Genomic DNA, 12,058 nt, shown 5'->3' on the forward strand with positions numbered 1-12,058 from the left:
GGCGTGTGGAGCGGGTCATCGAACACGTCCGCGCCACAGCGGAAAAGAAGGACATCGACGTCGAGCTTGTCGAGAAGACCTACCGGGCGATGATCGATGCCTTCATCACGCTCGAGCTGGAAGTGTACAAGTCCAGCTCCTAGAAGGTGCCTAGAGGGCTTCTTCGACAGGCACGTTGGCCTGGTAGTCCCGGCCGTCACAATCGCTGAAGGCCGTCATGAGATGGCCCTTGGGCAGGCCAAGCACAGTCGCGATGGGGAAGTTTCCCGTGATGGTGTTTCCTGAGTGTTCCACGCCTTTGAGGTCGAAGTTCTCTTCCGTGCCGTCATGGTTGAAGTAGTAGAAGGACACGGCCTCGCCGTTCATGAACTCAATGCCCAGTCTGCGCTGATGGGAGTAGTCCGGCCCGGCTGCCAGCAGGCCCACCACGTAGGCGCCTTGCCCCGGGATATTTCCGTCTATATCGAAGGTCGCCACCAAGGTTGAATTCTTGGCGGCGATCTTTACGTGCTTCAGGAGTGCGATATGGGAGCTCATGGCTCAATCCTGCTACCTGTGCAATCGTCCGTCCACCCCCGATCTGGGTTTTGTCGGCTCCGCGACGTAGACTGTATTTATTCGAAGATATGTTCGAATAAATAAAGGGCGTGAAACAGAAGGCGCTGAAACAGAGGGCGCTGAAACAGAAGGCGTCGGAAGCGGAATGGACGTAGGAAGTCGAAGCGGGGACTGGGCCGGCTCCAGCCCGGACTGGGTCGGGAGGCAACGTGGGTATTTTCAGCGAGTCCGTGGATGTCATCTGCACGCCCTCCGGCCAGCCCCTGCGCCTCGACTGGGCCGGCCGGCGCTACACGGTCTGCGCTGACCCCGTCCGCTGGTACGAACGCCGCCAGTGGTGGGCCGAGGAACGCCGGGCGCCACTCGGAAGCGGGCCGGGCCTGGTGGATCATGAGATCTGGCGGGTACAGGTGCGTGCGGCCGGGGATCACGCCGCGGATTCCACCCTCACCCTTGACCTGACCCGGCATGTCGGCAGCGGCCGGTGGCGGCTCCTGAAGATCCACGACGCCCTCCAGCCCCTCCGGAAGCCCGAATCAGCATGAGCTTTACCCACCTGCACGTCTCCACCGCGTTCAGCGCCCACTATGGCGTCTCCTGGCCGGATGAACTTGCCGCCGCGGCCGCCGCTGACGGCGCCACCGCGCTGGCCTGCACGGACCGAGACGGCCTGTATGGAACCGTCAAGCACCTGAAGGCGTGCATGGCAGCCGGGCTGGATGCAATCGTCGGGGTGGACCTTGCGGTCTTTGACGACGACGGCGACCACCGCACCCAGCTCGGGGGACGCGTCGTCGTGCTGGCGCACGGACACAACAACGGTGCCGGCTACCGGGCGCTGTGCCGGCTGATCTCCGACGCCCACGCCCGCACCACGGGCAAGGCGCAGGGAATAGTGCCGGTGGCCGYCACCCGGGCGGAACTGGCTTCCCGCACCCTGCACCCGGACACCCTGAAGCCGGTCCTGACAGTGCTGATCGGCCCGGACTCCGACGTCGGCCGGGCCATGGGCGGCCGGCGCTACCTGCGGCCCCGCACCCTGTTCAAACGCTGGCTGGACGCCATGCCCCCCGGAACGCTGGCGGCAGAGGTTGTGTCCCAGCTCAGCCCGCCCGGGGAACCGCTGAGCACCGCCCACGCGGTGCGCATGCTCAAACTCGCCGCAGAACACGGGGTGCCCGCCGTGCTGAGCAACGCCGTGAGGTACGTGGCTGAGGACGGCGCGGCCACCGCCGATGTGCTGGACTCGGCCCGGACGCTGAAATCCCTCCCCGAGCTCTCCGCCGCCCCGCTGCTGCAGCCCAACGGGCAGGGCTGGCTCAAATCGGCGGCMCGGATGCTGCAGCTGGGCAAGGAGATCATCCACGCCGCCGGCTACGGCACAGCGGACCTCAAGCGGCTCCTGGCCCAGACCGAGGCGCTCGCGGACCGCTGCCGCATTGATCCGGAAGCTGATATGGGCTGGAAACAGCCCGTGGTCCCGGAGGCATCCGTGATCGGGATCGACGGCGACGCGCTCGCCGAACTGACCCTGCGGTGTGAGGCCGGCATCGGCCGCCGCTTCCCGGGCATTTCCGGGCAGCGGGAACAGCAGCTGCGGACCAGGCTGGAGCACGAGCTCCGGATCATCGACTCGCTGGGCTTCGCCTCGTACTTCCTGACCGTCGCAGAGGTCTCCCGGATGATCCTGGCCCTGGGCGTCCGGGCGGCCGCGCGCGGTTCGGGCGCCTCCAGCCTGGTGAACTACCTGATCGACATCAGCCAGGTGAACCCGCTCCAGCACGACCTCATCTTTGAACGCTTCCTCTCCCGCGACCGTGCCACCCTGCCGGACATCGACATCGACGTCGAAAGCGCCGAACGGCACAACGTTTACCGGAAGATCTTTGAGCGCTTCGGCGCCGAACGCGTCACGCTGATGAGCATGCAGAACGGTTACCGCGCTCGCGGTGCCGTGCGCGACGCCGGCCTGGCCCTGGGCATGGACGACGGCGAGGTCGGGGAAATCGCCAAGCAGCTGTGGCGGTTCTCGGCCCGGCACTTCCGCGAAGCCCTCGTGGAGAAACCCGAGCTGAAGGAATTCGCGGACCGGGTGGAGCAGCGCGGCTTCTCCGAGAACCAGCAGCTGGACCTGCTGGTGGACCTCACGGAGCGGCTGGACCGGCTGCCCCGCCATATCTCCATGCACCCCTGCGGCGTCATCCTCGGCGACGCCACCCTGCTGGACCGCACTCCCGTTCAGCCCAGCGGCCTGGGCCTGCCCATGAGCCAGTTCGACAAGCACGACATGGACCCCATGGGCATGCTGAAACTCGACGTCCTTGGCGTCCGGATGCAGAGCGCTATGGCCTTCGCCGTCCGGGAAGTGATCCGTCTGCATCCCTCCAAGGCCGAGGTGGTGGCCGCCGGCGCGCATCCGGCCGGCCCGGACGGGACGGGCCCGGATTACATCTCAGGGGACGGGCACATCGACCTCAACGCGGTCCCGCTCGATGACGAGCCCACCTATGAGCTGATCAGGAGCACCCACACCCTGGGCTGCTTCCAGATCGAATCCCCGGGCCAGCGCGAACTGATAGGCAAGTTGGCCCCCCRGGAATTCAACGATCTCATCATTGATATCTCGCTGTTCCGCCCGGGTCCGATGAAATCCGACATGGTCCGGCCCTTCCTGGAGCACCGGCACGGCTTCGCCCCCGAGGTCTACCCGCATCCCGACCTCAAGCCTGTCCTGAAAGAGACCCACGGGGTCACGGTCTTCCACGAACAAATCCTCAAGACCTTCGACGTCATGACCGGGTGCGGGCTGGCGCGGGCCGACGAATTCCGCCGTGCCCTCGGCAATGACGTGCTTGAAGCCAGGGTGGAGGAGTTCTTCCGGAAGGAGGCGCGTGCCCGGAACTACAGTCCCGAGGTGGTGGACAAGGTCTGGGGCACGCTCAAGGCCTTTGGCAGCTTCGGGTTCTGCAAGGCCCACGGAGCCGCCTTCGCCGTGCCCACCTACCAGTCTGCCTGGCTGAAGGCACACCACCCGGAGGCGTTCCTCGCCGGGCTCTGGGAACACGACCCCGGAATGTACCCCAAACGCCTGCTCGTGGCCGAGGCCCGCCGGCTGGGGATCCCCATCCTTCCCCTCGACATCAACCGGAGCCAGGCCGAGTACCGGGTGGAGCGGGTGGAATCCGGGCCGGACCGGGGCAGGCTGGGCATCCGGCTGAGCCTGAACGGCATCTTCGGGCTCTCCGGCGCCGAGCTGAAACGGATTGTGGCCGGCCAGCCCTACGACTCCCTGGCGGACCTGCGGGCCAGGTCGCGGCTCAGCCGGCCCAGCATCCAGCGCCTGGCCCAGCTGGGCGCCTTCGATTCGCTGCACCGGGCGTCCGGGGGAGACGCCAACCGGGCGGACCTGGTCCAGCACCTGCAGAAACTCCAGGCCCGCCCCCTCAGGAAGGGCGTGGAAGTCATTGAGGGCCAGCTGGCGTTGCCGCTGGGGGACGTGGAGCTGACGAACCTCAAGGCGGCACTGCCCGCACCCAGCATGGTGGATAACGTCCGGGCGGAACTGGACCTGATGGCCGTKGACGTCAGCGAGCACCTCATGACCAGCCACCGCCCGCTGCTGGACCGGCTGGGCGTCACCACCGCGGACAAGCTGCTGGGACTGCGCAACGGCACGGAAGTGCTGGTTGCCGGGGTCCGGGTGGCCACCCAGACCCCGCCCATGAGGGGCGGCCGGCGGGTGGTGTTCATCAGCGTCGACGACGGCACGGGCTGCGTGGATTCGGTGTTCTTCCACGAGGCGCAGGAGCAGTCCGGACCCTTGCTGTTCGGCACCCGCCTGCTCCTGATCCGCGGCACCACCCGCCGGACCGGGCCGCGGGGGATCAGCATCAGCGCCTCCATGGCCTGGGACCTCAGCCGCCCGGAGACCCTCCCGTTCCCGGCATCGGCTCCCGGCGCCGCCGGCCGGCAGGAGCCTTACCTGTCCGGCCCCCTGGACGGGATCAGCAGGAACCTCGCCATCACCGGGCTGGGCGGCTGACCGGCCGGCGGTGCGGCTCGCTCGTGGCGCGTTGGTTGGCCTCTGGAGAAACCGATAGCATGGACGAGGCTGGCTGTGGTCCCCGTACGCCACAAGCTACGAAGCCTTAACTTTGAATAGGAGACACCCGTGTCAGATGCCCAGCAGATCACCCTTCTCGTCGACGGCGAAGAGACCAAGGTGACTACCGGGACCACCGGCGCGGAACTCTTCTTTGAGCGCCGCGACGTCGTTGTGGCCCGCGTTAACGGCGAGTTGAAGGACCTGGACCAGCCCCTTCCCGAGGACGCCAATGTCGAGGCCGTCACCATTGATTCCCCGGACGGGCTCAACGTCCTGCGCCACTCCACGGCCCACGTCATGGCCCAGGCCGTGCAGCAGCTGCGCCCCGACGCCAAGCTCGGCATCGGCCCCTACATCACGGACGGCTTCTACTTCGACTTCGACGTCGCGGAACCGTTCACCCCGGAAGACCTCCGCCAGCTCGAAAAGATGATGCAGAAGATCATCAACCAGAACCAGAAGTTCGTTCGCCGCGTGGTGTCCGAGGACGAGGCCCGCGAAGCGATGAAGGACGAGCCCTACAAGCTCGAACTGCTGGGCAGGAAGAATGACGCCGCCGAGGCCGGCGAGGGCGTCAACGTCGAGGTCGGCGCCGGCGACATCACCATTTACGACAACGTGGACCGCAAGAGCGGCGACAGCATCTGGTGCGATCTGTGCCGCGGCCCGCACCTGCCGAACACCAAGCTGATCTCCAACGCCTTTGCCCTGACCCGTTCCTCGGCCGCCTACTGGCTGGRCAACCAGAACAACCAGCAGCTGCAGCGCATCTACGGCACCGCCTGGCCCACCAAGGACGCGCTCAAGGCCTACCAGGAGCGCATTGCCGAGGCCGAGCGCCGCGACCACCGCAAGCTCGGCGCGGAACTGGACCTGTTCTCCTTCCCGGACGAGCTCGGCTCCGGTCTGCCGGTCTTCCACCCCAAGGGCGGCATTATCCGCAAGGCCATGGAGGACTACTCCCGCCAGCGCCACGTCGATGCCGGCTACGACTTCGTCTACACCCCGCACATCACCAAGGGCCATCTCTACGAGGTCTCCGGCCACCTGGACTGGTACCGCGAGGGCATGTTCCCGGCGATGCACATCGACGCGGAACTGAACGAGGACGGCACCGTGCGCAAGCCCGGCCAGGACTACTACCTCAAGCCGATGAACTGCCCCATGCACAACTTGATCTTCCGGTCCCGCGGCCGCTCCTACCGCGAACTGCCGCTGCGGCTCTTCGAGTTCGGCTCGGTCTACCGCTACGAGAAGTCCGGCGTGGTGCACGGCCTGACCCGCGTCCGGGGCATGACCCAGGACGACGCCCACATCTACTGCACCCGCGAGCAGATGAAGGATGAGCTCACCAGCACGCTGAACTTCGTCCTGGGCCTGCTCAAGGACTACGGCCTGGACGACTTCTACCTCGAGCTTTCCACCAAGAACGAGGACAAGTTTGTCGGCGACGACGCCACATGGGACGAAGCCACCCGCACCCTCGCCGAGGTGGCCGAAGCCTCCGGGCTCGAGCTCATCCCGGATCCGGGCGGAGCCGCATTCTACGGCCCCAAGATTTCCGTCCAGGCCAAGGATGCGCTCGGCCGGACCTGGCAGATGTCCACCATCCAGCTGGACTTCAACCTGCCCGAGAGGTTCGAACTCGAGTTCCAGGCCGCCGACGGCACCCGGCAGCGGCCCGTGATGATCCACCGCGCCCTGTTCGGCTCGGTGGAGCGCTTCATGGGCGTGCTCACCGAGCACTACGCCGGTGCCTTCCCCGCCTGGCTGGCACCGGTCCAGGTGGTGGGCATCCCGGTGGCGGAGGCATTCAACGACTACATGTTCGACGTCGTGGACCAGCTCAAGGCGGCCGGTATCCGCGCCGAGGTGGACATCTCCTCGGACCGTTTCCCGAAGAAGATCCGCACGGCCAGCAAGGACAAGATCCCGTTCGTGCTGATCGCCGGCGGGGACGACGCCGAGGCCGGTGCCGTGTCCTTCCGCTTCCGCGACGGCAGCCAGGACAACGGCGTGCCCGTGTCCGAGGCCGTGCAGCGGATCGTCGACGCTGTCCGAAACCGGACCAGCTAGGAAGACGGAAGGGCAGCGCGTGCAGGAAACCACAGGGGCCGGGCCGGAGTATCCGGGCGACCACGCCGTGACGGACGACTTCAGCCTGGCCGGGGTCCCGGACGCTTTCCAGCGCCTGTGGACCCCGCACCGGATGGCGTACATCAAGGGCGGCCAGCACCAGTTCAAGAACCCGGACGACTGCCCGTTCTGCGCCGCGCCCGAGCGGGGCGATGAGGACTCCCTGATCGTCTACCGGGGAAGGACGAGCTACGTGGTGCTGAACCTCTTTCCGTACAACCCGGGCCACCTGCTGGTCTGCCCCTACCGGCACATCCCGGACTACACGGACCTCACGGTCGAGGAAACGGCGGAATTTGCCGAACTGACCCAGACGGCCATGCGGGTGCTGCGCAAAGTCGCCAACCCTTCCGGTTTCAACCTGGGCATGAACCAGGGCGTCACCGGCGGGGCGGGCATCGCCGGCCACCTGCACCAGCACGTGGTGCCGCGCTGGGGCGGTGACGGAAATTTCTTCCCCATCATTGCCCAGACCAAGGCGGTCACGCAGACCCTCGGTGAGGTCCGTCAGCAGGTCGCCGACGCATGGCCGCAGGAAATGCCCGCGCCGCAGCACACAGCCGGGGAGAAGGATGCTTAACAGGCACGCCCGGGGCTTCTTCACCGCCCTGTTTTCCCCGGTTGCCCGCTGGCTGCTGAGGATCGGGGTCACTCCCGACGCAGTGACCGTGGTCGGCACGCTCGGCGTCGTGATCGGCGCTCTCGTGTTCTACCCGCTCGGGCAGCTCTTCTGGGGAACCGTGTTCATCACGGCGTTCATTTTCTCCGACGTCATTGACGGCATCATGGCCCGGATGCAGCAGCGCGGCGGCCGGTGGGGCAATTTCCTGGACTCCACCCTTGACCGCGTGGCCGACGGCGCCCTGTTCGCCGGCGTCGCCGTCTGGTTCTTCACAGGCGGCGCCAACCCGGCCATCGCCGTCGCCGCCATTCTCTGCCTGGTGCTCGGCATGGTGGTCTCCTATGCGCGGGCCAAGGCCGAGGCCCTGGGCTTCCACGCCAACGTGGGCATCGCCGAGCGCGCCGAGCGCCTCGTGTCCGTGCTGGTGGTCACGGGGCTCACCGGACTGGGCCTGACCCCGGTGGTGCTCTTCGTGACGCTGTGCCTGCTCGCGACAGCGAGCCTGGTGACGGTGATCCAGCGCATCGTGACAGTGCACCGCCAGTCGCTGGCGGAACCCGAAGGTACCGCCACGGAACGTCCCGCCTGACGGCGCCACACGGCACCCCGGCGGCCGCGCCGAATCCCAGTCCCCGCGCGAGATTCGACTGCTGTAACCCGAATTCTGCCGCGCCCCGGCCGGGGGATAGTATTAGCTTTACCGGCCAATGGATCCGGTAATCCGGTGTGTGCGAGACACGGCTTGAACGTGCCGTCCGTGCCCCGGCGAGGTCATCTATCTACCCATAGGGGTTTTTGTGTCTACACCTGATGTAAGCAGCGAAGCCGGCGCGTCCGCGAAGAACGTCACGGGCAGCAGCCGCGTCAAGCGCGGCATGGCTGAGATGCTCAAGGGCGGCGTCATCATGGACGTCGTCAACGCCGAGCAGGCCCGCATCGCCGAAGACGCCGGTGCCGTGGCCGTGATGGCGCTGGAACGCGTTCCGGCCGATATCCGCGCCCAGGGCGGCGTGTCCCGCATGTCCGATCCCGACATGATCGACAAGATCATTGCGGCCGTGTCGGTGCCCGTCATGGCCAAGGCCMGGATCGGGCACTTCGTCGAGGCGCAGGTGCTGCAGTCCCTCGGCGTGGACTACATCGACGAGTCCGAGGTCCTGACCCCGGCGGACTACACCAACCACATCGACAAGTGGAACTTCACCGTTCCGTTCGTCTGCGGTGCGACCAACCTGGGCGAGGCCCTGCGCCGGATCAACGAGGGCGCGGCGATGATCCGGTCCAAGGGCGAGGCCGGCACCGGGGACGTCTCCAACGCCACCACGCACATGCGCCAGATCCGCGCCGAGATCAAGAAGCTCGCCGGCATGGCCGAGGACGAGCTCTACGTCGCGGCCAAGGAGCTGCAGGCCCCGTACGAACTGGTCAAGGAAGTTGCCGCGACCGGCAAGCTCCCGGTGGTGCTGTTCACCGCCGGCGGCATCGCCACCCCGGCCGACGCCGCGATGATGATGCAGCTCGGCGCCGACGGCGTGTTTGTCGGCTCCGGCATCTTCAAGTCCGGCAACCCGGCCCAGCGKGCCGCCGCCGTCGTGAAGGCCACCACCTTCTACGACGACCCGGACGAGATCGCCAAGGCCTCCCGCGGCCTGGGCGAGGCCATGGTCGGCATCAACGTCGACGAAATCCCGCAGCCGCACCGCCTCGCCGAGCGCGGCTGGTAACGTTCGCGCCTTTGGCGGCGCCGGACGGCGCTGATCCTCTGCGTGCTATTCCCCGCGCCCTGTTGATTGAACGACGACGGCGGCCGGTCACCTCCTTAGGTGGCCGGCCGCCGTCGCTTTTTTGTGTGAAGAATCAGTCGAGGCCGCGGCGCTTCAGCAGCGGCGCGAGATCCGAGTCCCGGCCGCGGAATGCGCGGAAGGACTCCAGCGGGTCCCGGCTGTTGCCGCGGGAAAGCAATTCGGCGCGGAAGAAATTGCCGTTGGCGCGGCTGAGGCCGCCGTTTTCCTTGAACCATTCCACGGTGTCAGCGTCCAGGACCTCGCTCCAGATGTAGGAGTAGTAGCCGGCGGCATACCAGCCTCCCGCGAAGATGTGCTGGAAGTAGCCGGTCCGGTAGCGGGGCGGGATCAGGCTGTGCGCCACGCCGGCCGCGGCCAGCGCCTTCGCTTCAAACTCGACGGCGTCATCCGGGATGTCGGAGCCGTCCAGGACATGCCACGCCAGGTCCAGCAGGGCAGCGCCGAGGTATTCCGTGGTGCCGAAGCCTTCGCCCCAGAGCTGGGCGGCGTTGAGCTTGTCCACGGTCTCCTGCGGCAGGGGCTCACCGGTGGCGTGGTGCCGGGCATAGTTGGCCAGGACCTCGGGCCACATGATCCACATTTCGTTGACCTGCGAAGGGTATTCCACAAAGTCCCGCGGTACGTTCGTGCCGGAAAACCGAGGATAGGTGACGGCGGAAAACAGGCCGTGCAGGGCGTGGCCGAACTCGTGGAAGGTGGTGCGGAGCTCGTCCAGCGTCAGTAGGGTGGGCTCGCCGGCCGGCGGCTTGGAGATGTTGAGGTTGTTGATCACCACGGGTCGGGTGTTCAAGAGCCCTGACTGCTCCACGAGGGAATTCATCCACGCGCCCCCGCGCTTCGTCTCCCGCGTGTAGTAATCGCCGAGGAAAAGGCCCAGGTCCGTGCCGTCGGAATTCTTCACCTCCCAGACGCGCACGTCCGGGTGGTAGCCGGCGAGGTCGGCGCGTTCGTGGAAGGTGACGCCGTACAGGGCGTTCGCCGCGAAGAACACACCATCATTCAAAACCCGGTCCAGCTCGAAGTACGGGCGCAGGGCCTGTTCGTCAACGGCATACCGCTCCCGCTTGACCTTGGCCGAGTAATACGCCCAGTCCCAGGCCTCGAGGGGGTGGCCGGCGGCCTCGGCCAGCGCCTCGGCCTCTGCGTCGGCATTGCGGACGGCGGCCGGGGCCAGCCGGCTCATCATTGCCTGAACGGCCTGGAAGTCCGGTGCCGTCTGCCGGTCCACGCTGAGTTCGGCGAAGTTCGCGAACCCGAGAAGGCTGGCCTTCTCGGCGCGGAGCCGGACCATGTCCTTGACCAAGTCGAGCACATCGAAGCTGCCGCCGTCGCTGCCGCGGCCGATGGAGGCCTCGTAGAGGCGACGGCGGATCTCCCGGTTCGCCAGCGCGGCCATGGCAGGCTGGTTGCTCGGCTGGATAAGGGTCAGCAGGAACTTTCCCTCGTGCCCGGCGGTCCGGGCGGCCTCGGCGGCGCTGGCGACGTCGTCGGCGGGCAGGCCCGCGAGGTCGGCGGCGTCATCCAGCAGCAGGGCAGCGGACTTCATGCCCTCCTTGACGCGCTGGCCGAACTCGGTGCCGAGCCGGGACAGCTCGGCGTTGACCTCCTTGAGGCGCTCCTGGCCGGCGTCGTCGAGCTGGATGCCGGAGGCCCGGAACTCCTTGAGGTATTCCTCCACGAGCCGGGCGGATTCCGCGTCCAGGACTGCTGCGTCCAGCGCCGCGAAGCGCTCGTAAAGCCCGCGGTTGAGGTAGACGGCGTCCTGGTGGGCGGCGAAGAGCGGGGACAGGCGGGTCTCGAGGTCCCGGATGGTGTCTGAGGCGTCCGCGGACACCAGCGTGAAAAAGGACGCGGCGGCCCGGTCCAGGAGCCGGCCGGAGCGTTCCATGGCGAGGGCCGTGTTTTCGAAGGTCGGGGCCGCCGGGGTGTCCACGATGGCCTGGATTTCGGCAAGGTGCTCGGCCAGGCCGGCCTCGACGGCCTCGGCGTAGTGCGCGTCGTCGATATCCGCAAACGGCGGCAGTCCATAGGGCAGAGTGCTGGGGCTCAGGAGGGGATTGGTCATGAAATGACTCTTTCATGCAGGCGGCCGCTTCTCAACGATCGCCTCCGTGTGTTGTGATGCCGCCCACCATAGGATGAGCGGCATGGAGAACACGACCGCGGGGCCGCGGGGCCGGATCCTGACCGCAGCAACGGCCGTTGTTCTCGCGTCGTTGCTGGCATCCTGCGGACTCCTCGCCGGGCCGGATAACCCCCCGGGTCCCACGGCAGGCGGTACCGGCGGAACATCCGACGTTGCCCAGCCGCCGTCGGGCACCCCGACGCCCACACCGACACCGACACCGACACCGACGCCGACGCCCGGGAAGGGTCCAGGCTGTGCGGCCGCCCGGTGCACCTCCGTCCTGGTCACCGGGGACATGCTGGTCCATCCCCAGCTCTGGCAGCAGGCCCGCGAGGACGCCCGCGCCGCCGGCGCCGCGGGGCTGGACTTCGCGCCGTTGCTGGAGGGCCAGCGGCGCTACATCGCGCAGAGCGATGTGGCGATCTGCCACCTGGAGACCCCGGTGGCGGGCCCGGACGGACCCTTCTCCGGGTATCCCTCCTTCAACGTTCCGCCGCAGATCATCACCGCCGTGCGCGGCGTGGGCTATCAGGCCTGCACGACGGCCAGCAATCACACCGTTGACCGCGGCACCGCGGGGCTCATCCGCACCCTGGACGCCCTCGACGCCGCCGGACTCCGGCACACGGGCTCGTACCGGACCGAGGCGGAGTCGCAGGGGATACTGATCCTGCAGACCGCCGCGGCCCGGATCGCCGTCATTG

General features: G+C 67.4%; 9 protein-coding genes and 1 pseudogene. 8 read left to right on the forward strand and 2 right to left on the reverse strand.

Going from position 1 to position 12,058, the window contains the following annotated elements:
* Positions 1–143, forward strand: a pseudogene (locus AC1D1S_RS14735) (chorismate mutase); the annotation flags it as partial.
* Between the two features lie 7 nt (positions 144–150).
* On the opposite strand, the gene AC1D1S_RS14740 reads toward AC1D1S_RS14735, so the two are convergent.
* On the reverse strand, positions 151–537 hold the full coding sequence (locus AC1D1S_RS14740) for a hypothetical protein (protein ID WP_018773194.1): 387 nt from the start codon (positions 535–537) through the stop codon (positions 151–153).
* A 230-nt stretch (positions 538–767) separates the two neighbouring features.
* Here AC1D1S_RS14740 and AC1D1S_RS14745 point away from each other — a divergent pair, with 230 nt between their 5' ends.
* From AC1D1S_RS14745 to pdxS, 6 genes are all read left to right on the forward strand, one after another.
* Positions 768–1,103, forward strand: coding sequence for a DUF6504 family protein (locus tag AC1D1S_RS14745; RefSeq protein ID WP_028277549.1), 336 nt, complete (start codon positions 768–770; stop codon positions 1,101–1,103).
* Entirely contained in the window at positions 1,100–4,600 is a 3,501-nt protein-coding gene (locus AC1D1S_RS14750) for a DNA polymerase III subunit alpha (protein ID WP_476994796.1), read from the forward strand. Before AC1D1S_RS14745 ends, AC1D1S_RS14750 begins: the two co-directional genes overlap by 4 nt.
* 129 nt (positions 4,601–4,729) lie before the next feature.
* The gene (gene thrS, locus AC1D1S_RS14755; RefSeq protein ID WP_476994797.1) at positions 4,730–6,739 is read left to right on the forward strand and encodes a threonine--tRNA ligase; all 2,010 of its coding nucleotides are present in this window, start codon (positions 4,730–4,732) and stop codon (positions 6,737–6,739) included.
* A 19-nt stretch (positions 6,740–6,758) separates the two neighbouring features.
* Positions 6,759–7,379, forward strand: coding sequence for an HIT family protein (locus AC1D1S_RS14760; RefSeq protein WP_243177341.1), 621 nt, complete (start codon positions 6,759–6,761; stop codon positions 7,377–7,379).
* Entirely contained in the window at positions 7,372–8,010 is a 639-nt protein-coding gene (gene pgsA / locus AC1D1S_RS14765) for a phosphatidylinositol phosphate synthase (protein ID WP_476994798.1), read from the forward strand. The genes AC1D1S_RS14760 and pgsA overlap by 8 nt, the downstream gene beginning before the upstream one ends.
* Before the next feature lie 208 nt (positions 8,011–8,218).
* Positions 8,219–9,145 carry a pyridoxal 5'-phosphate synthase lyase subunit PdxS gene (gene pdxS, locus AC1D1S_RS14770; RefSeq protein ID WP_026266390.1) on the forward strand — a complete coding sequence of 309 codons (927 nt, stop codon included), beginning with the start codon at positions 8,219–8,221 and terminating at the stop codon, positions 9,143–9,145.
* A gap of 133 nt (positions 9,146–9,278) precedes the next feature.
* On the opposite strand, the gene AC1D1S_RS14775 is transcribed toward pdxS, so the two are convergent.
* Positions 9,279–11,291 (reverse strand): M3 family metallopeptidase, encoded by a 2,013-nt coding sequence (locus tag AC1D1S_RS14775; RefSeq protein ID WP_476994799.1) that lies wholly within the window; start codon positions 11,289–11,291, stop codon positions 9,279–9,281.
* An 82-nt stretch (positions 11,292–11,373) separates the two neighbouring features.
* On the opposite strand from AC1D1S_RS14775, the gene AC1D1S_RS14780 reads away from it, so the two are divergent.
* A partial coding sequence (locus AC1D1S_RS14780) for a CapA family protein (RefSeq protein WP_476994800.1) occupies positions 11,374–12,058 on the forward strand: 685 nt, incomplete at its 3' end.

The sequence above is a fragment of the Arthrobacter sp. P1_A5 genome (assembly GCF_056406825.1).